A 20792-nucleotide genomic window follows, 5' to 3' on the forward strand; every position below is an offset into this window, starting at 1 on the left:
TCATCGCCGTTCAGCTGCAGCTCACCGGTTGGAAAGGTATGCCCGCCCTGGTCGAATGCCTGGTCGTTGTTCGTAACAGTAATACCACCGACAGCGCCAACTAACTGCTGCAGGCCTTGCATATTCATGCGCACATAATAATCCATATCAATATCCAAAAAGCTCTCCACTGTCGCAACCGCCATCTCACTATCTCCAAAAGCGTAGGAATGATTGATTTTATCCACGGTTCCATGGCCGATAATGTCTGTACGGGTGTCACGCGGAATACTTAACAGCTGCATTTGATTATGAGCTGGGTCAAGCGTCATAACGATCATAGTGTCGGAGCGCCCTTTGTCATACGCGCGTTCATCGACCCCGAGCAGAAGAATGTTAATGGGTTCTTCCTTTTCCACCTTTTTCTTGGTGAATTCGGGATCAATGCCTTCGATGGGCTTATGCAGTTCGTTGTCCACCGTGTTTTGAACGTTATGGAGGACGGAATAGGCATAAGGACTCCCGCCGCCAATGACAAGCAGGATCATCGCCATCGTTATCCATAGCCACTTTTTCTTCTTTTTCTTATGGACATCTCGCCTTTTCGCCACGACCTTCACTCCCACTATGGCTGCATCAGGGTACTACGGTTAAGCACTCCGACAAACCGTCCACGTTTCGTCTTCACAAACGATATTATAACATGTATTGTCCATTATTCTCTATGGACGTTTATGAGTCAAGCAACTTGTGAATAGGATTGTAAGTGAACAGATACGTCTTTCTATAACGTACAAGGGGGTTTGCCATGTCGCTGCTTGCAAGAGTAAAAGGGGAAGTTCCGCTGATTTCAATGGTGGGTTTGCTGGCGATGTCCATTGTATTCGGCTGGGTCCGATACGGCTATGGTCTGCTGCTTCCCGACTTTCAAGCGGACTTCCATTTATCAAAAACAACGCTCGGTATGATTTCTAGTCTTTCCTTTTTATCATTTCTCGTCGGTGCATTATTGGTCACCTTTTTTATTGCAAAATGGGGTCCGAAAATGTTTATCGTGAGCGGCCTTGCAGCGGCGTCGGTTGGTTTGTTGACGGCCGCTTTCGCACAAAGCGGGCTGTTGTTTTCGATTGGCTGTGTGATTGCCGGGCTATGTCCAGGGCTATGCTGGGCACCGTTTTCCGAGAGTGTCAGCAATTATGTCAGAGAGAGATTGCAAAAACGATCGTTAGCCGTTATTAGTACGGGGTCATCCATTGGTCTGGTGGTTATTTGCGCGCTGTATTTGGTTTTTCCCGAAGGAAGCTGGCGCTTGTTATGGATCATTGGTGGGATTATCGGTCTGGTTTTGCTGCTCGTCGTTCTCAAAACCGTTCCGTCTGGTGCTGAGTCGCCGTCGCCACACGACATTAAGCGCCCGAGGCTTCCATCTTTCCATAAACATTCGGTGCATTTGTTTACCGCGGCGATTATTTTTGGCGTCACGGAGGCTACGTATTGGACGTATGCTGCTGATTTTGCGGAGCAGTCATTTCATATGGATGCCTCGAATGCCCTATTTTTCCTGATTACAGGCGTTGGAGGCATTGCGGGATTATGGGCCGGCGAACTCATTAACTACTTGGGATTTCGCAAAAGCTTTTTTCTCACAGTACTGGTATATGCGTTAAGCATGTTCATCCTGTTTGTATCGCAGTCATGGGCGGCGATCGGTCTGTCCGGTTTTTTGTTTGGTCTCACGTTTATGATGTACGCAGCCTTTCTGCCGATTTGGAGCGCGGAAGTATTTCCGAATGCACCCGCTCAAGGATTCAGCATCAGCGTCGTCATTTTAAACATGGGGACGATTATCGGACCGGCATTCTTTGGCGGGATGCTTACAGTCACCGGATATAAATGGATATTTCTGCTCGCGGCTATGGTGGCCTGCAGCAAACTCTTTCTGGCCCCTACGGAGGAACGCTGACACGGCGTTTGCGGGACGCGTTCATCGAAACTAGTTGCACGTCAGTCAGGCAGATGGACGTGAGTTTGAATGTATGCTTGATAAGCAGCTACGTCTTCCGGGTGTTTATCAGACGGCCGCTTGGGCAGAATCAACCCCTGCAAGTCCGATTCATATAAAAAATAATGGTTACTGTCCTCGCCGCGTTTCATAAACTGTTCCCAAGTAAAATACGTGATCGTACCGTTGATATCGCGTTTTATCCCGTCCTCTGAGAACGTCATCTCAGTTGGACCGAGTATATGCGAATAATCTTGCTTTTGCATCCGGCTGTTGGCACGTGACAAGGCTACTTTCGCATATAAAGCCGGAAAAGTAAAAAAGTAGATAACCGTTATGACGGCACTCACCGCCGCAGAAAGCCAGGACAGCTGAAACAAATACAAGATGGCCAAAAAAAGGAGAATGGCCGTTATCCATTTCGTATACATTCGTTTAATATGATGTGTATTTGAGTGTTGGATAACATCTCTTTGCAGTGCGAGCACATCGTCATAGACAAGTTGGTAATGAATCGTCATAGATGTACCTCCCTTTCATCCTATGTTTCTGTATTATAGCACGTCTATCATAGCGATTGCTTTTCATCACTTTAAAAAAGCAAATCGTTTTTGATAAAAAATTGTTATTATACACAGTTCGAGCGATCATGTATACTGAATGCAAAAACTATCAATTTTCAAAAAAGGATGATTGTATGGATGATATGTTGCAGGCGTTTCAAAACATACCGACAACAAGCGCCTCGGATGCTTCGAATGGGTTGAATAATCTCGATCCGTCTATCAAGCCATTAAAGGAAACCTACCAAATGGCAGGACGGGCCTTCACCGTTAAACTGCCAGCCGGCGATAACCTGGCTGTGTTAAAGGCCATCAAAGAAGCGCAACCCGGGGATATATTGGTCGTCGATGCACAAGGCGAACAATACCGCGCCATTGCCGGGGATTTTGTAGCCGGCATGATGCAGACGATGGGACTGGGTGGTTTGGTCGTTGATGGGGTTATTCGCGATATTTCCGATATAAAAGCACTGGATTTTCCGGTGTTTTGTAAAGGTACGACGGTAGCCTCCAGCGGAAAAACCGGCGTGGGCGACGTTAATGAGACGATTGCCTGTGGCGGGGTATCCGTTCAGCCCGGTGATCTGATCATCGGGGATGCCGATGGTGTCGTCGTTGTGCCGCAATCGACGGAACAAGACGTGCTCGATAAGGCGACGGAGAAAATAGCTAAAGACAATGATCGTGATGAAAAGGTGTCCGGAAAGCCAGAGGAAATCCACGCTTATATCGACCGCATGCTTAAATGATAGAAAGGCGGACACATTGGGGTGTCCGCCTTTTATAGGGCGGATTTTCGGCGGCTGGCCGAAAATCGTCTTTTTGATATAGACAAACAGTGCGAGTTGACCATACTATTGCGCGAGTTTTGACCCGGATTGCGCAACATTACCCCATTATCGCGCGCGTTGGGTTTTGAGCTACGCGAGTTGACAGATGAGCTGCGCAACTTCCCGTTCGAACTGCGCGACTTGACACTCGAACCGCGCGCGTTGGACGACGTGCTCCTCGTCGTTCAATGAGCTGTTTAATGAACAGCTTCAGCTTCCATTAATTGACCGTCTTTCATCTCCAAAACCCGGTCACATAAGTCCAATACGCGTTCGTCGTGGGTTACCATCACCCCCGCTTTTCCGCGGTCATGAATTTCATTTGCAAGCAGTTCGACAACGTCCCTGCCTCGTGCGGAATCAAGACTCGCGGTCGGCTCATCAGCCAAAATAAGCTCAGGATCATGGACTAAAGCACGCGCAATAGCCACCCGCTGGCGTTCCCCGCCGGAAAGCTCACTCGGAAAATTTTTCATACGGTGTCCCAGTCCAAAGTGCTTTAGCAATTCTGCCTCATTGCCCGTGTGTTGATCATTTTTCGCTGCGACATAAATCATACGCAGCTGATCGGTTACGTTCAAATAAGGAATGAGATTGGCCGTCTGGAACACAAACCCTATCTTGTCTAAACGCAATGTCGTTTTTTCTTTGTTGGACAAATCCCCTACATTTTTTCCGTCCATTTCAATCGTTCCGGTGGTTGGTGACAATAGCGCACCAGCTGTTGATAAAAAGGTGCTCTTGCCAGATCCCGAAGGACCAATGACAGCAACAAATTCGCCGCTTTTCACGTCCATGGACACATCGTCGAGCGCTTTGAATTCATGGGGACCGTCTTTAAAAACTTTGGATACATGCGTCATCGTCAATGGCATGATTATTCGCCTCCTTCAATGGCTTGGATCGGATCAACTTTGACAACCTGGAACAGCGATATGAGCGAGCCGAGCACCGATACAACCAGCAATAAAGATGATACCTTAAGCATGTTGAGTGTGTTCATGATAAATGGCATGTCATCCGGAAGTATGAGTTTTACACCATACGTAATGCCTATGGCAACACCGATACAAACAATGGAAATAGCGACCATCTGGAACATGAGATTGCGAATGATATACGACGTCTGTATACCCAATGCTTTCAAAATACCGAACTGGGATTTTTTTTGCATGGTAATGACATAGAAGAACACTGCAAGAACGAATGCTGCAATCACAAACAGGAAGACAATCATCATGTTGAGTGATGCCTGCTCCTGGGAATAACTCGGTATCCCTTGCAGTACTTCACCCTTTGACAACACATCATACGATGCATTCAGGCCTTCTCCTGTATCGCCGTCTGTCCGAATGGCCACGGCTGTTATCTTGTCACGATTAATGGTCCGGTAAATCACCGGTGCATGGCTGAATCGCTGGTTTTGCGCAAAGCCTGCAATCGTATAGGCCGTATCATTCCCATTGAAAACGATGCGATCGCCCACATCGAAACCTTTCTGCTGCAATGATTCATCTGCCAGGACGTCATCCGGATCAGTCGGCTTGGTCCCTTGAATCACTTCGGGGATAAGCATCCCCTGTAAATCCGTGCCGAAAACCGCCACATCCGTTTGCTGATCCGTTCCTTGCTGAGACACGCCCGACATCCGGACAGTCAGTGGAGCGGCTTCGATAACACCGTCCGCCTGCTTCACGTCATCAGTGGCTGACTCCGGCAAAAATGATTTGGTCAATTGTTGCTCCACATCTTTTTCAATGACTAGTCGATCAGTGTGCATCGTTTGAATGGATCCTGCATTATCGGCCGACAATCCGTTCGCAAGTCCTGAGATGATGAAAATGAGCATGGCTATTAGAACCATGATTAAACCAATTAACATATACCGCAACTTCGTATGAAGCAATTCTCTTATCGCCAGAAACATAATAATCGTTCACTCCCTTTCCTTATCCAACGTCCAGTTTAACGATGGTATATGAACAGAGAATGAACGATTCGTTACATTTTCGGCAGCATCACGTGAAATTTAGACCCTTCGCCAATGGTGCTTTCTACCGTAATGGTACCGTCGTGCAATTCGATAATTTTTTTAACAATGGATAGGCCGAGTCCTGAGCTTTTTTCCGTTCTGGTTCGTGCTTTATCCGATTTATAAAACCGTTCGAACAAATGCGGAATATCGGTTTCCCGGATGCCGGCGCCGGTATCTTCCACAGTGACGACGACCGCGTTTTTATCCGTTTTTCCATGAATTTGAATCGTGCCTCCGGATTCGGTATAACGAATGGCATTCGTCAGCAAGTTGGTCCAGACTTGATGCAGCAGTTTAGGATAGCCATAAATACGTCCCGGCACGTGCTCAAGTTCCACAGCAACACCCTTCTCCCGCCAAAGCCATTCAGAGGCGGCAACAACATCCTTCAGTTGTTCGTTCAACGGAATGGATGTTTTCTCCGACGCTTTTGCATCGTCATCGAGAGAAGAAAGCGTCAGAAGCTGCCGACTTAGTTGTGACAGACGTCGGCTTTCGTTTTCAATGATGGATAAATACCGCTTACGTTCCTCTTCGGTCATCTCTTCTTCACGCAAAAGTTGGGAAAACCCTTGTATGGACGACAATGGCGACTGAATCTCGTGGGATACATTGGAGACAAATTCCTGCCGTTTCTCTTCCGTTTGTTCGAGATTATCACTCATTTGTTGAAAATCACGAGCAAGACGGCCAATTTCATCACGGCGACTCACATTCAACTTAATATGGTAATTACCACCTGAAATCTTTCGGGTTGCCTTGGTCAGCTTATCAATCGGCTTAACGAGAAAACGTGTACTGACGAGAACCATCAAAAAGCTTAATACAATCATCAAGACCAGCATAACCGATAAGAATAGACGCATCTCGCCAAACTGCTGTTGTGTGTTCTGTCGGAGAAATAACGCATAGGACGTGTCATTATTCGCCTGAATCGGAACACCGATTGTATTTGTCAATTTGTTATCAAAAAAACCGGTAATAAACGGTCTCCATGGAAACGTTTTAATGCCGTGATACGTGTTGCCGTTTAAAACATGATCAACGGTGTCCGGCGGTATATCCGTTGAATCAAACGGTTTACCGAATAACTGGGTGTTCCCCGAGCCATCCGCTAAATAAAACTGGTAACCCAGTTCGGTCATGTCATTTAAAAAACTCCCAATCGACTGCGACGCATTTTTTTCATAAATGGTCACAATATCATTGGCAATCCCCGTCACTTTTTCATCGTTCACCGGTTTTAAATAAAATTGATAATACCCATTCGTCACCAAAAATGCTGCCATACCGCTTAAAATCATGATCAACATGGTCACGACGATAATCCGCATATAAAGAGTCCGCATCAGTCACTGCCTCCAGATTATTGATCAGCGACGGTCAATTTATATCCTTTACCCCGCATCGTTTGTATACTGAAATCTTCCCCATTGCCGGCAAAACGTTCGCGCAACCGTTTAATGTGGACATCAACGGTTCGGTCGTAGCCGGCAAAATCGTAGCCCCAAACCAGTTCAATTAGTTCCTCGCGTGTGAAAATCCGGTCAGGGAAACTTGCCAATTGGGCCAGCAACTCAAACTCTTTTAACGGAAGAATGACCGTTTTGCCATGGGTACTGACTTCGTAATTTCGACGGTTGATCACCGTATGGCCCAGCTGAATCATGTCCTCGCTCGCAATATGAAACCGTCGCAATAAGGCCTTGATCCGGTAGAGAATTTCTTTCGGTTCAAAGGGTTTAACAATATAATCATCTGTACCGGCGTTAAACGCTTTTTCTTTATCGGTAATATGACCCTTGGCCGTCACCATCATGACGGGAATATCGTAATCGGTCCGGACGTCGTTGCAAAGCTCATACCCATCGACATGCGGCATCATAATGTCAACGATCGCCAACTGTACATGATCGGTTTCCAGTATCGTGGAAGCCTCTTCGCCATCAGCAGCTTCCAGCGTACGATACCCCTCTTTCTGCAAATAGAACCGTAACAGCTCACGAATATGTGGATCATCATCAACAACCAAAATCGTAACCAATCGTATGACACCTCTTCCTTGCGGGGAGAGATTTGAAACTTAATGAAACAGGCCGGTTTCTCTGGATTTTTTCATCATTTTTTCCGTTTGTTTATTAACGATATTTTTAAACAGCAGTCCGAACAGTAAACATCCAACCCCGATACATGTCAGTACCATGATATCATATATGGTTGATTCCCAAATAATGCCACCTACTGCTTCACGCATTAAATCAATCGCATAGGTGAACGGAAGGAATGGGTTGATGACTTGGAAAAACTCAGGAAGCAACGCCACTGGATAAGTACCACCTGATCCGGCAATCTGCAGAACAAGCAAAACAATCACTCCAGCCTTGCCGACATCACCAAAAAGAGAAACGAGCGTATAGATAATCAGCATGAACACGATACTGATCAATAACCCAAATATAACCAACCATACAGGATGCGCTGCGTAAACATCAACGAGAAATAGGTTTCCAAATGTTACAATGAATGTCTGCAGCAGGCCAAACGTCACAAATGTGAATAGCTTACCGGTGTATCGCTCCCTGCCTGTCAACCCTTCCCCTTGATGAACATCTGAGGCCAGCAACGAAATGAGGAGCAATCCACCAACCCATATGGCAAGAACCGTATAGAATGGTGTCATACCGGAACCATAATTCGGAATGGGAAAAACATCATTCTTATTGAGTTGAACAGGCTCGGAGAAAAAACCGCGCTCAGCTTCAGGATTATTTTTCAGCAGTTCAATCATCTCGTTGATGTCCGTTTCACCCTGAATATCACGTATCCTATCAGCAAGTTGATTGACTTTGTCATGGACATATGGATATTCTCCCAAGACTTTATTCAGCATTTCCTGTCCCTGGCCAATATGATCGTCTGTAGTGGCCAACACCCGTTTTACCTCGGGGATGGTTGATTGAATGCCGTTTAATATGTCCTTAGCATTGGCTAATGTTCCCTGTGCCTGATTAATATGTTGTTTCACTTCAGGGGCTATCGTTTCCTTATAGTCTTTCAGAAAATCCCCGATTCGGTTTGCCGTATCGCCGGACAGTTCCTTCATATCTGCAATGATAGAATCGACTTTCTGTTGCTTATTCGCAATGAAGAACGTTATCGTATTGCCGTTTTCCTTCGTTTCTTCCAGTGCCCCCCGCAGCGTTTCCAGTCGTTGGATCGCCGCATGAATCACTTGATCTTTTACGCTGTTACTTGGATCGGACGAGTTGTTACTTCCGTCTTGTTCCGTTTCGTTTGCGGCATCGCCATGATCATCCGATTCATTTCCGGTGCTGTCATCCCCATTTTCATTTTCGGATGGCACTCCAGGCTGTTGTTGCTGACTCATCTTTTGAAGCTTTTTCAATTTTTCTTCTATACCATTAATCCGACTGATGGCATCATTCAATGAAGCATTGATCGCCTCTTGAAGTTGCTTGCCTTTGCTGAAATCGATGTCCTGATTCTGCGCATCTTCCATCAGCTGATGAATATCCTTGGCCGTGCCCTGCGCTTTCTTCAAATCGTCTTTTACCTTTGGTGCCAGCTCATTCAGGCGATTTTGCGCTTTTGATAATAATTCAGCGGTATCGTTCACAGTGGAAAGCCCGTTCGCTGTTGTGCGCTCGGCCTTCGGAAGTTTCTTTTGTGCTTTATTGATAATGGACTGGGCATCGTTCGCATCCTGCATGCCATTTTTCAGTAAGTCATGAATTTCCGGCAGTTTGTCCTCCATAGTAAAGACGTATTCCTCAAACGTCTTAATGTCAGGCAAGTGTTTGTTCAGTTCCACACCGATGTCATTGAACATATCAAAAATAACGCCATTCACAGTGGAGGTGAACTCACTGCTGACCTGCTCCACTATCCTGCTTGCACCTTTATCGGTAATTTTCGGTGATATAGCGTTTATTTTTTCGTTGACGTAATAGTCGATCTTGCTTTTTTCAGGACTGCCGGATACAACGGTCGCCAATTTTGCCGAAAAATCTTCCGGAATGACAATAACAGCAAAATAATCACCATGTTTCAGTTTATTCATGGCGTCGTCACGGTTGGTAAAATGCCAGTCCATGGCATCACTTTGCTTGAGAGTATCCACCAAGTCACTGCCGACATCTATGTCATCTCCTCTGACTTGGGAGCCGGAGTCTTCATTCACGACTCCAATAGGCATTTGATCCGTCTGACCATACGGATTCCATGAAGCTTCAATATTGAACCAAGCGTATAATGATGGCAGAAGAATCAGACCACCGATTAATAGGATGGTTACCCAATTGCGTGTGATATTTTTCATGTCCTGAGAATAAATGTACCAACTGTTTTTCATGGCTGTGCTCCTTGTGATGCTACATGATATGTATAACAAACGCCTCTTTATTGACGTATGATATCATACCGTTACTGAAAAAGAAAAAACAACATATTGCACCATCAAACAGGAATAACTATACAAGTTGAAAAAATGAGGCTATCGCATGGCAGATAATGCTGATCAAAAATAGAGATCGAGAAGAACGGAGGAGGGATGCTGGTGTATGGAAAGTAAGAAACCAAATATCGGGTCGCGCGAATTTGGTGTAGCGTTGCGCGCGTTTGGCCCTAAGCTGCGCGACTCTGGCCTGGATCGCGCGAGTTGGGCCTTGGATCGCGCGACATCCCCCCTGAGTTGCGCGAGTTTTTACCCAAGTTGCGCGATATTTGCCCTGAGCTGCGCGCGTTTCTGCTCAAACTGAGCGATCTCCTCGTCTCGTTTTTTAATGGGGGTTGATTTTCGGCGGCTGCCGAAAATTGGCATTTTGATATGGGTGGGCTACTCGAGTTGAGGCGGTTCTTGCTCGGGTCGGGTATGCCGTCGCTCAAGTTCACCCCTCCTTTTTCACCCGCTATAAAACGTCGATAACGCAAGTGAGAGGTCTGCTGAGCCGTCCTGCTCAATCGAAATAGAGTCAATTCTCATGAAACGATCGCCCTTTTGAACGGCGTCGAGAAACGCATTGACGTCTTGAATGTTGGCGCCGGTCACGTCGAGGTTGTATCCGGCACTGTTCAGGTCACTATCATTATCACCACCGGCACCTGAGGAGGAGATCGAATCAATGTCGACATTCGTCTTGTCAGCCATTTGGCGAAGCTCGTTCAACACTGCGTCAGGCTTTTTGTCAGCCGGCACCTGTTCGGTGATTTGCTGCAACGATTCGTCCAAGCGCCCGTCCTGATTTTTGAGCTGTTTTACTTGTTGTTCGTATAAATCAACTTGTTCTTCGGTGGAGGCGAGATCACTCTGCATCGGCTGAATCATTGTCCGATAACCGGCCAAATAGATTAAAGCAGCAAGAGCAACGAATACAATAAGGATTAACGTATGGCTTCGGTTCCAGTTAGTCGGCATCGGTACTCATCTCCTCCCGCAACACATCCGCGTCAATAGTCACCGCGAACGACGCGTCATACCCATCGCCAGCCTTTGAAACATCCGCAAGTTTCACATTGAGCAAATAGGGTTGCTGCAGCATTTTATCCGTATAATCCGATACAGACGATAGCGAATCAAACGCCACCTCCAGCTGAAATAACTCGCCGCTCTCATATGTAAACGACTCCAGCTGCCCCGAGTCACCCAGCATGCCAAGCATCTGCTTATACAAGGCAACACGCGGAACCGTCCGGGTCTCGATCGATGCCAACGCTTCCTTCGTCTGTTTCAGCTGTTGCATATGACCGGTGTCCTCTTCCAGCTTTGCCATTTGATCTTCAAGCGCCGTCATCGTCGCTTTTTCCTGATCGATCGCACTCGCCAGCCCACCCCGCTGTATCAGCAGAACAGCAGCTACAGCGATAAGCAGCAGCAGGAACACCAACAAGAGAAAGAGCGGTATGCTCATACGCTTCGTTTCTTTTTCCAAAAAATTGATTTCCGTATTCATTGCACACCCACCTTCATCCGCCATTCTTTAAGCCCAGTCCCATCAAATCAACATACGTGGGGGACATATTTTCGTCGGGAAATTCATAAATCGGCAGCTCCAAACGGTCAGCGAGATGACGTTTAGCCGTGGACAAATAGGGAAAATCCCCGGATACAATCAGCTGCTCGATGCGCGATTCCCCCTTGGTGATCGAATACTGGTAAAAGTCGACCATCCGATTGATCTCTGTCATATAATGATCGATCATGCCCTCAGCCGTCTCCTGCGCCGGTTCGTCATCCATGGCGATTTTTATATGTCTATTGAACACGGCTTTATGGTGTTGAAAGGCGGTCAAAAACAGCGCGTCATGATTCCAATGAATGAGCAGTGTATGGTCGGATGCTGTTTCGGCTGTTTGAACATAATAACGGTACACCGACAAGGCCGTCAAATCGGCGATGATCGGATGAAGCCCCGCCGCTGAAAAAACGTGCTTAAACTGATCGATTTTTTCTTTCGGATACGCATACAACCGGACATCGGTCGTTTCCTCATCGTTTCTCAGCACATCAATAGCGAGCGCTGGATTGTCGAACGGCAAATAAAACGAATGGCCGATCTGCGTGCGGATGTAACCAATTGCCTCATCCTTCGATAGTGTTCCCGGAATGGACAAATCCCGGATAACGACCGTATCGTCCACCAAGCAGAAAGCGATTTTTTTCCGTCGCCAGCGGTTTTCCTGCACCAATTGCCGAATGACACGTTGAAACGCCTGTGCATCCGCTATGGTGCCGTTCTGCATCGTACCCACCGGCAGTTCGACGTCGCCATAAGTGACAATGCTATTAGGGGATGTATTTTTGTGAAAGGCATAGCGGATCACCCGGTTCGTGATCACCATATTGACCCTGCCGTTGTTGAGAATGTTCACACGACCACCTGCTTAGGTAAAAAGTTATGAATCTGATTGAATTTCAAAATTAGATATCTGCCTTTAAAATACGAACGATAGGTTATTGCTTTTGATTTCCACTTCAGGCGGACGCTTTCCGCGGGCGGCTGATGAGCCTCCTCAGGCTGACGCCTTGTGGGGTCTCATCTAGGCCTCTTATCCCGCAGGAGTCGTCCGCCTTCCGTTCCAATCTTCTAAGTTGAAGTATATATTCAACGAATGATTAAGTGTATTACAAGTTACATGTTCATATTAAACAGAAAAGCATTTAGCATTTATGAAATTCATTCGTAAAAACGCCCTGCAGCAAAAACGTGCAAGGCGTTTAGTTAGTGATTATGTTTAGCTCGGTTAGTTATTTTTATTATTAGTCCTTATTACCAGAGCCACCGGTTCCGTCATCGCCGCCTCCAGATTCACCACCGTCACTGGTGTCATCACTAATTTCTTCTTCCCCGTCACCAGGTACGTATTTAAACGTATAATCATCTACTTTAGAATCATCATCAGCCGCATTTGTCACTTTAACAGTACCATTGTAATCATTATCTGTATTAGGATTAGTAGGTTTTTCTTCAAGAAAACCCTCACTAACTAGATTGTCTAACGAATAAGTATCACCATTCTCACCTTTTGGATCAATGTCACTTGCATTCGCCAACCTGGCCGCATTCTCCATCAATTCTCTATTCGACTCATCAGCGTCGTCTTCCGAGCTACTTATAACACCCGAAACACTGGGAACGGCAATCGCCAACACTATCCCCAGAATGGCCAAGACAGCCAGCAACTCAACCAGTGTGAACCCTTCCTGTTGTTTAAACTTCCTTTTCATACGTTCCAACATAAGACCCTCTCCTTTTTAGTTAAATAAGGTAATAGAGCGTCGGTTGCACTAATTGCTCCTGACTGTCCAAGTGCCCATATACAGACAGACGTTCATCACACCACTGCTTTTCTTCTGGTACTAGTATACTAGATAATAGGTACCAATACCACATGTTACCAAAATGGTCACTGAATGTTTTCAAATAATGAGAACATCGGCAAAACCACAGATACAATAACACTTCCAACAATTACCGTCAATAGAATAATCATGATTGGTTCAATTAATGTTTGAATCCGATTTGCCATCTGATCAAGGTCTTCTTCGTAAAATTTGGCCGCTTTTTGCAGCATATGGTCGAGTGTCCCGGTTTTTTCGCCGATCTGTACCATCTGTACTACCAGCGGCGGGAAAGCCCAGTGATCCTCCATCGCCCGGGTCATCGATTCCCCGGATTCGAGCGACTCACGGGCGTCTGCTAAAACGTGTTGCATCACTTTATTGCCGACAACCCTCTCAGTGATTTCCAACGCCTGAAGAATCGGAACGGAGCTGTTGACGAGTGTAGAGAGCGTCTGTGTCATGCGAACGAGTACAGCTTTGTGTGCCAGCCTGCCGAGAAACGGACATTTCATTTTAAAATAATCCATCCGGTAGACGACAGCCGGAAACTGCACGGCATATTTGTACACGAGCACGCCTACAACCACGAGAACGAGCAACATCCACCAATAGGCACTCACCCAATCACTCAAGGACAGGACCAATTGCGTATAAGCCGGGATATCTTCCCCGAACGATTCAAACATACTGACAAATTGCGGCACGACGAACATGAGCAAAAACATTGTTAACAACAAAGTAATGATCCCGACAATGCTGGGATACATTAAGGCGGAGACGAGCTTGCGCCGGTTTGAGTGTTCTTTTTCATAGTAGTCGGCCATTTCGTTCAAAATCTCATCCAACTTACCGCTCGCTTCCCCGGCATGAATCATGTTGACAAGCAGCTCCGGAAAAACATCCGGATGACGATCGGCTGCCACAGACAGACCTTCCCCCCGTTCTAACTGCTTATCAATGTCTTCCAGCGCGGATTGGAGCGTCGCATTTCCCGTTTGCCGCCCCATCGTTTTCGTCGCTTCTGAAATAGAAATGCCGGCGTGAATCAGCGTCGCATATTGCCGGAGAAATACAACGAAGTCTTTGTTTTTCAACCGTCGATTCCATGAAATATCTTTGTTCCACGGTTTCGTCTCGGTAATGGAAACAACGATGATGCCGCCTTGTTCCAACTCATTCAGTGCTTCGTTTTTCGTTTCCGCCTCCATTTGCCCCTTCACCCGTTCACCGGAAAACCGTTTACCGCTATAGTCAAAATTCACAGGATGCCTCCTTTCATGCCGGTCCACAGCGGATCAAAAAGCGCCATGATGCGTGCGGCTTAGACGTTAGATTTCTCTCATTTCCAAAAATGGTGCAACGGTCTCATACGCTACAACATCCTCTCGAAGCAGCTTTTTTAAATCCATATCCATCGTGTGCATGCCTTGTGCTTTGGACGTCTGCAACACGTTCTGAATCTGGTGCAGTTTTTCATTGGTGATGAGATTTTTAACAGCCGGTGTGTTAATCAGCACTTCTGTGGCCGCACGCCGGCTCGTCCCGTCTTTCGTTGGAAGCAGCTGCTGGGCAATGACCGCCTTTAACATCGACGACAATTGAATACGGATTTGTGTCTGCTGCTGGGGTGGGAACACGTCGATTATACGCTCAATCGTAGAAACCGCGCTGCTCGTGTGCAGTGTGCCAAGGACGAGATGCCCGGTTTCTGCCGCTGTTATCGCCGTGGATATCGTTTCGAGATCACGCAGTTCCCCAACCAAAATGACATCCGGATCCTGGCGAAGACTTGCCCGCAGTCCGGTAAGAAAACTGGTCGTATCGAGGCCAACCTCACGTTGATCAATGATCGAATGATGGTGCGTATGTACATACTCAATCGGGTCTTCCAGCGTGATCATATGTCGGCGCATCGTTTGGTTCATAAAATCAAGCATTGCCGCCAAGATCGTGCTTTTCCCGCTCCCGGTCGGTCCGGTAACAAGCATCAGCCCCTGCCGTTCAGTCGTCAACTCGTGGGTAATGGGCGGCAAATGAAGCTCCTCAATCGATGGAATATGCCTCGGTACAATCCGAAAGGCAAGCGACAACGCCCCACGTTGGTAAAACAGATTGACACGAAATCGGGATACGCCGCTGATACCACAGGAAAGATCCATTTCCCGCTTATCATTCAACACGTGCCAATCGTGATCATTTAACAACGAACGGCTCATCCGCTCGGTATCAGACGGCTGCAAGACCGGCCAATCCTGTTCGAGAAGCAACCCATTAATACGACATACGGGAGGTTTGCCGACGGTTAAATGCACATCGGACGCTTGTTGATGAACCGCTTCTGTCAGCCATTGCTGCAATGTATCATCCAATATCTGTTTCCTCCTTTACAACGCAATTGACAGCTGCATCACTTCTTGAAGCGTTGTTTCGCCATTTTTCACTTTTTCCAACCCGTCATGAATGAGAAACGACGTCCCCTTATCGGCAGCATGTGTGTGTAAATCGGCCATCGACCCTTGGTTCAACAACAAGTGTTTCATCCCTTCATCCATCGTGACCACTTCATGCACAGCCAGTCGACCGCGGTAACCCAAGTAATGACAGCTGTCACATCCGTTTCCTTCATAGATATGATCGACGCTTACGTCATGGTTATGGAAAATATCCCGTTCCATCGGTGTCGGTTCGCGGCCTACCTTGCAATCCGGGCAAATTTTCCGGACGAGGCGTTGGGCTACCACACCTTTCAGGGAGGAGACGACGAGATACGGCTCAATGCCCATATCGATCAGGCGCGGGATGGCATCGACCGCACTGTTCGTATGCAACGTACTGAACACCAAATGCCCGGTGAGCGAGGCTCGGATAGCAATTTCCGCCGTTTCCTGATCACGGACTTCCCCGACCATGATGGTATTCGGATCCTGTCGCAAAATCGAGCGCAGTCCGGTTGCAAAGGTGAGGCCAACATTCGCATTCACTTGCACTTGGTTGACCCCTTCCATTTGAAACTCAACCGGATCCTCAATGGTCACCATATTAATATGGTCCTGGTTCAGATGATGGATCGACCCGTATAGGGTGGACGTTTTTCCCGACCCAGTCGGACCCGTAAGCAACACCAAACCAGACGGCCGATTCAGCAAATCCACGTATTTTTGCCTATTCTCCTCGGAAAATCCGAGATCATTTATTTTACGAAGCGCATTGGCCAAATTTAACACCCGGATGACGATTTTTTCGCCATTTACTGTGGGCAAACAGGAGATACGCAAGTCCACCGGTGTCACACCGATCGTCGTTTTAATCCGCCCGTCCTGGGGCAGGCGCGTCTGCGTGATATCCAAATCGGCAAGAATTTTGATACGGGCTACCAGCGGGTTCTGCAACTCTTTCGCGAGCGTTTTATCTTTGCGGAGCTGTCCGTCAATCCGGTAGCGCACATCGACATGTGTTTCCTGGGGATCCAGATGAACGTCACTTGCTTTCAATTGAATCCCGGTTGTCAAAAGTTGATCAAGCAGACTGACGACTGACGCTCCTGTTCCCTCCTCCGTTGTCGCCGCGTATTCATCTCCCTGTTTAAAATAATGTTTATTGATCGCATATAAAATATCATCTCTTGTAGCAATCACCGGATAAATGGTGAAGCCTGTCGACAGCTCCAAATCATCAATAACATAATAATCCATCGGGTCCTGCATTGCGACGACCAGTTCATGATCCTTGATTTGCAGCGGCATAACGTATTTATTCTGAGCAAATGCATGCGACACATAACCAAGCACCCGCTCCTCAATCGGATACTGATACAGTGACACATGTGCAATGCCGAGCTGATATTCCAGTACGTCGATCAGCTGTTTTTCCGTAATAAATCCGTGATCGAGCAGTGCGTCTCCTAATTTTTGATCCGGTTTTTTATGAGCAAGTACGTCTTCCACTTGCGCTTCTGTTATGATTCCTGCATCCTTCAGTAAATCACCCAGCCGTTTGCGTGGTGCCATAATATCCCCCTCCGCCTTTCGCTTAATAAGCTTCCATTCAGGAAATCTATATAACTATTCCAGCGTTATCGTTATGCTTTGTTCTATCGTCTCTGTGCGGCCGTGCGCCTTTCCTTCGCTGGTAAATTCAATCTCCGTTTTTTCCTTATTAGTATTATCCCGTTGGTCAATTTTAATTGAGAAAGTTCGATTGTCATCAATTGGGTAGTTCGTCGGTGTCTCCGGCCAGTCAATGTCCTGCACCTTTTCGACAGCCTGACCTTTGACGCGTTCATGCACGAGCGTCTGGTAGTAATCAACGCCCATCTCTGCCACCAAATGCGCGTCTATATTTTCATCCATTGTCGTTATTTGCCTGGTCGTATTGGTCACTTGATAAAGCAGAGTCAGCACGAATAAGAGAATGAGCGTAATCATCATCAGGGTCAGAACAAGTGCTGCGCCGCGTTCATTCCTCAGACGGTTCATCCGGACCCACCTGCCTCAATATAGGTGTAGGATTCAGCCAATTGGTCGTTGTCAGAAAGAATCTGAATGTTCGTTCGATATAAATCAACGGTCTCTTCTTTGCACACATTCAGTTTTACGCTATATGTATAGGATGGAAGGGCATTTAAATTTTTCGCCGGAAGTATTTTTTTACCGTCGGAACAAACGGGAACGTCGTCGAGCGGCAATCTTCCGGCATTTTCTTGCGCATCACTGGCTACGCGGCCTAATAGATTACTTGCGGTCAAATTCTCCTCCGACTGGGACGACCAGTTTAAAATCTGCGGAAAAATGGGTAACATCACAGCAATAATCATGGTCAAAAGCGCAATGGATGTTATAATTTCAATAAGCGTGAAACCATTTTTTTCATTAGATGACATTTGTTCAGGCATCGATCTCACTCCTGGCAAAAGAACGTTAGTAAAGAACGTCGGCGGGACTTTTTTCCATACTGGCTTTAAACTTATTATACCATGATAACGGACGTGATGATATGTTTCCATACCGATTCAACCATGAACAAGGCGTAACACTCGTTGAACTCCTCGCGACACTCGCCCTGCTTTCACTTATGATCGCACTGTCGACCGGTCTGATCGTTTCCATGGGACAGAACCAACAAGCCGCCAGCAATGACATCTCTCTCCAGCAAAACACGAACGTCCTGATCAGCGAGATGCGGCAGGCGTATTACGAACGATCGGGAGAGGGGGATCTGCCTTTTCAGGTGGACACGGATAAACTAAACATTGAAAAAATGACGGTGACGAATGATGGGGACAAGAACGATAGTGATGTTTCCCCTATCAGGGACGTTAATTTCGATAAACCCCTGACTATCCAGATGACCACCGAGTCCGATGACGGTCAGACTGTGAGCCTGGAAACAACGTGGCGGCCTACGGAGGGGGAGGAGATTGTGTTGGAGAAATGGGAAGAAGATGATGACGACGAGGAAGACGACGAGGAAGACGACGAGGAAGACGGCGAGGATGATGAAGAAGATTATGAATGGCCGGTAGAAGTTGACGTACTTCCTTGTTACAGTGATGGAAATGTTAAGTGGACTGGGGAAAAATACGAAAAAAAATGTGATGAAGATAACTATGACATTCAAGGCGCGCTGTGGATTACAGGGGAGATGGATCAGAAGGGTAAACAGAACGATTATTCCGTGCAAGTCGAACAGGATTTATTTGCTGACGAAAACGTTGCACTTGCAAATGGTGCTTCGATAGACATTGAAGAAACCGGAATTTTTAAAGGCAGCGTTGGTTTTAAGAATAGTGCTTCTATAACTATAGAAGGGAATGGAATGTTTGAAGGTGAAGTTGATGAATTAAAGAATTCAGCTTTTATATCGATAGAAGGGGATGGCACATTTGAGCGTAACGTTGTTTTGAAAAATAAATCATACATAAACATAGTGGGCGATGGCACTTTTAAAAGCACAGTTAAAAATAAGGGAACCATAAGCATTGAGGGAGATGAATCTTTTGAGAACTAGGTTACTTCGTGATTGTTAGACACGTTATTGATTATTCCTTGCTAATTGCTTCCGTTATTGTTTTTTAGCCGATTTAGTGTAAGACAGTCAAAAGTATACATTAACTAGGATGATTTTCGGCGGCTGCCGAAAATCGTCTTTTAGGTATGGGGGTGCTGCTTCTCGAGTTGAGGGTTGTCGCTCGAGTTCCCACCACCCCTCCCACAAATCGAAAACTGACAGACAACACAAAATATATGCTACAATCGAATGGATGATTTTAAACGGAGAAACTATTTCACATAAGTAGAAGGAGGCCATTTGGATTGGGTTGGCTTTACGTACTGTTTGCAGCGATTGTGGAAGTGTTTTGGGTCGTTGGCTTGAAATATTCCAATACTGTGTTGGAATGGAGCGGCACAACTATTGCCATCGTGTTCAGTTTCATTTTAGTCGTCAAGGCGTGTGAGATGATCCCATCCGGCACCGTGTATGCTGTCTTCACCGGGTCAGGTGCTGCCGCCATTGTATTGATTGATTTTCTCATATTCGGGGCTGGATTTTCAGTGATGAAAGCATTGTTTATCGCATTAATAATTGCCGGTGTGATCGGAATCAAAATGACGGATGACACAGAGGAAGCGGCTGAAGAAGGAGGGAAATGAGCATGGCGTGGGTATTTTTAGTCATTGCCAGTTTTGGGGAGATATTCGGCATGATGAGCATCAACCTGTTTCTCCGCCAAAAACATATCATCCGGGTCATCCCGATTGTACTCTCATTTGCAGGCGGATTTATATTTTTATCACTCGCCATGCGCGACATTCCGCTCGGGACCGCTTATGCCATTTGGACTGGTCTGGGAGCAGCCGGTGCCGTTCTCATCGGCATCCTATTTTTCAACGAATCGGCCGGTTGGAAACGAATCGCCTTTTTGCTGTGCATTATTGCCGGGGCGGTGGGCTTGAAGGCAATTGAATAAAATCGCTCTTGCCTATCAATGGGCGCGTCCTGTACTCTAATTTTCAATCAGACGACGAAACCCCTATATATTTTTCTTGAAAAAATCAAACCCGAGTGCGGTTGTCACGCCAAAAATAACGATCCATAAAGCAATGCTGATTCCAATCCAAACACTCATGGCCCGTTTCGATGCACCGAGTGCCATACCGATAAAAACGGCGATATGGGTACCGATTAGAACCGGACCCAAAAATGCCAGACCTATCAGCCCGTATTTGTGGAAAAACGTAACCGCTCGCCGGCTGCCTTTGGAAGGCTGTTTTCCTTTCGCTTCTCGCCGCCTGATATACCAACGCTTCAACTTATCGAACCCAACAATCACAACAAGTACGGACAGCATATTGCCCACAAACGCCACAACCATGACCCAGAACGGCGCCAGTCCCCAAACAATGCCTACGGGGACAACCGCCATCACTTCCAGCCACGGAATAGCTGCCCCCAAAAATACAAGCATATACTTATAAATCATCCAGCATCCCTCCTATTACAGCCATACGATGAGGATATTCCC

The 20792-nt window shown here is 46.7% G+C and carries 22 protein-coding genes and 1 riboswitch; of the genes, 5 read left to right on the forward strand and 17 right to left on the reverse strand.

The annotated features are described in order from the left end of the window. Positions 1–590, reverse strand: a 590-nt coding sequence (locus ABDZ72_RS13715; RefSeq protein ID WP_343754114.1) for an LCP family glycopolymer transferase, incomplete at its 3' end; no start/stop codon positions are given. Positions 591–787: 197 nt separating this feature from the next. On the opposite strand from ABDZ72_RS13715, the gene ABDZ72_RS13720 reads away from it, so the two are divergent. Beyond that, positions 788–1942, forward strand: coding sequence for an MFS transporter (locus ABDZ72_RS13720; protein ID WP_343754116.1), 1155 nt, complete (start codon positions 788–790; stop codon positions 1940–1942). A 41-nt stretch (positions 1943–1983) separates the two neighbouring features. Here ABDZ72_RS13720 and ABDZ72_RS13725 read toward each other — a convergent pair whose 3' ends face one another. Further along, positions 1984–2502, reverse strand: coding sequence for a YcxB family protein (locus tag ABDZ72_RS13725; protein WP_343754118.1), 519 nt, complete (start codon positions 2500–2502; stop codon positions 1984–1986). A gap of 176 nt (positions 2503–2678) precedes the next feature. Between ABDZ72_RS13725 and ABDZ72_RS13730 the strand changes: the two genes are divergently transcribed. Further along, positions 2679–3293 (forward strand): RraA family protein, encoded by a 615-nt coding sequence (locus tag ABDZ72_RS13730; protein WP_343754120.1) that lies wholly within the window; start codon positions 2679–2681, stop codon positions 3291–3293. Positions 3294–3571: 278 nt separating this feature from the next. Here ABDZ72_RS13730 and ABDZ72_RS13735 read toward each other — a convergent pair whose 3' ends face one another. From ABDZ72_RS13735 to ABDZ72_RS13800, 14 genes are all read right to left on the reverse strand, one after another. After that, complete coding sequence (locus ABDZ72_RS13735) at positions 3572–4249, reverse strand: ABC transporter ATP-binding protein (RefSeq protein WP_343754122.1); 678 nt, start codon at positions 4247–4249, stop codon at positions 3572–3574. 2 nt (positions 4250–4251) lie between these two features. Further along, a complete protein-coding gene (locus ABDZ72_RS13740) occupies positions 4252–5301 on the reverse strand; it encodes an ABC transporter permease (RefSeq protein ID WP_343754124.1) in 1050 nt (349 codons plus the stop codon). A gap of 74 nt (positions 5302–5375) precedes the next feature. Continuing rightward, positions 5376–6758: a sensor histidine kinase gene (locus tag ABDZ72_RS13745; protein WP_343754125.1), complete on the reverse strand. Its 1383-nt coding sequence runs from the start codon at positions 6756–6758 to the stop codon at positions 5376–5378. 17 nt (positions 6759–6775) lie between these two features. Continuing rightward, the gene (locus ABDZ72_RS13750) at positions 6776–7453 is read right to left on the reverse strand and encodes a response regulator transcription factor (protein ID WP_343754127.1); all 678 of its coding nucleotides are present in this window, start codon (positions 7451–7453) and stop codon (positions 6776–6778) included. Positions 7454–7492: 39 nt separating this feature from the next. Beyond that, a complete protein-coding gene (locus tag ABDZ72_RS13755; protein ID WP_343754129.1) occupies positions 7493–9781 on the reverse strand; it encodes a YhgE/Pip domain-containing protein in 2289 nt (762 codons plus the stop codon). Between the two features lie 549 nt (positions 9782–10330). Then, positions 10331–10843 (reverse strand): type 4a pilus biogenesis protein PilO, encoded by a 513-nt coding sequence (pilO, locus tag ABDZ72_RS13760; protein ID WP_343754131.1) that lies wholly within the window; start codon positions 10841–10843, stop codon positions 10331–10333. Further along, positions 10833–11378: a hypothetical protein gene (locus ABDZ72_RS13765; protein ID WP_343754133.1), complete on the reverse strand. Its 546-nt coding sequence runs from the start codon at positions 11376–11378 to the stop codon at positions 10833–10835. Before ABDZ72_RS13765 ends, pilO begins: the two co-directional genes overlap by 11 nt. Before the next feature lie 13 nt (positions 11379–11391). Beyond that, the gene (gene pilM, locus ABDZ72_RS13770) at positions 11392–12297 is read right to left on the reverse strand and encodes a type IV pilus biogenesis protein PilM (RefSeq protein ID WP_343754135.1); all 906 of its coding nucleotides are present in this window, start codon (positions 12295–12297) and stop codon (positions 11392–11394) included. A 388-nt stretch (positions 12298–12685) separates the two neighbouring features. Continuing rightward, positions 12686–13165: a competence type IV pilus major pilin ComGC gene (locus ABDZ72_RS13775; RefSeq protein WP_343754137.1), complete on the reverse strand. Its 480-nt coding sequence runs from the start codon at positions 13163–13165 to the stop codon at positions 12686–12688. Between the two features lie 28 nt (positions 13166–13193). Next, positions 13194–13277: riboswitch (cyclic di-GMP riboswitch) on the reverse strand. A gap of 55 nt (positions 13278–13332) precedes the next feature. Next, positions 13333–14532, reverse strand: coding sequence for a type II secretion system F family protein (locus tag ABDZ72_RS13780; RefSeq protein WP_343754139.1), 1200 nt, complete (start codon positions 14530–14532; stop codon positions 13333–13335). 66 nt (positions 14533–14598) lie between these two features. Further along, positions 14599–15639, reverse strand: a complete 1041-nt coding sequence (locus ABDZ72_RS13785) for a type IV pilus twitching motility protein PilT (protein ID WP_343754142.1) — start codon at positions 15637–15639, stop codon at positions 14599–14601. Positions 15640–15654: 15 nt separating this feature from the next. Then, entirely contained in the window at positions 15655–17277 is a 1623-nt protein-coding gene (locus tag ABDZ72_RS13790) for a GspE/PulE family protein (protein WP_343754144.1), read from the reverse strand. 54 nt (positions 17278–17331) lie between these two features. Beyond that, positions 17332–17745, reverse strand: coding sequence for a hypothetical protein (locus tag ABDZ72_RS13795; RefSeq protein ID WP_343754146.1), 414 nt, complete (start codon positions 17743–17745; stop codon positions 17332–17334). After that, positions 17742–18161 (reverse strand): type II secretion system protein, encoded by a 420-nt coding sequence (locus ABDZ72_RS13800; RefSeq protein ID WP_343754148.1) that lies wholly within the window; start codon positions 18159–18161, stop codon positions 17742–17744. Before ABDZ72_RS13800 ends, ABDZ72_RS13795 begins: the two co-directional genes overlap by 4 nt. A gap of 101 nt (positions 18162–18262) precedes the next feature. On the opposite strand from ABDZ72_RS13800, the gene ABDZ72_RS13805 reads away from it, so the two are divergent. The 3 genes from ABDZ72_RS13805 (at position 18263) to ABDZ72_RS13815 (ending at position 20237) form a co-directional block, all read left to right on the forward strand. Next, positions 18263–19276 (forward strand): prepilin-type N-terminal cleavage/methylation domain-containing protein, encoded by a 1014-nt coding sequence (locus ABDZ72_RS13805; RefSeq protein ID WP_343754150.1) that lies wholly within the window; start codon positions 18263–18265, stop codon positions 19274–19276. Between the two features lie 305 nt (positions 19277–19581). Further along, positions 19582–19920 (forward strand): DMT family transporter, encoded by a 339-nt coding sequence (locus ABDZ72_RS13810; protein ID WP_343754152.1) that lies wholly within the window; start codon positions 19582–19584, stop codon positions 19918–19920. Positions 19921–19922: 2 nt separating this feature from the next. After that, positions 19923–20237, forward strand: coding sequence for a DMT family transporter (locus ABDZ72_RS13815; protein WP_343754154.1), 315 nt, complete (start codon positions 19923–19925; stop codon positions 20235–20237). 63 nt (positions 20238–20300) lie between these two features. On the opposite strand, the gene ABDZ72_RS13820 is transcribed toward ABDZ72_RS13815, so the two are convergent. Beyond that, positions 20301–20750: a small multi-drug export protein gene (locus tag ABDZ72_RS13820; RefSeq protein ID WP_343754155.1), complete on the reverse strand. Its 450-nt coding sequence runs from the start codon at positions 20748–20750 to the stop codon at positions 20301–20303. Positions 20751–20792 lie beyond the last annotated feature (42 nt).

It is taken from the genome of Lentibacillus halophilus (genome assembly GCF_039522485.1).
GTDB classification, from domain to species: Bacteria; Bacillota; Bacilli; order Bacillales; family Amphibacillaceae; genus Lentibacillus; species Lentibacillus halophilus.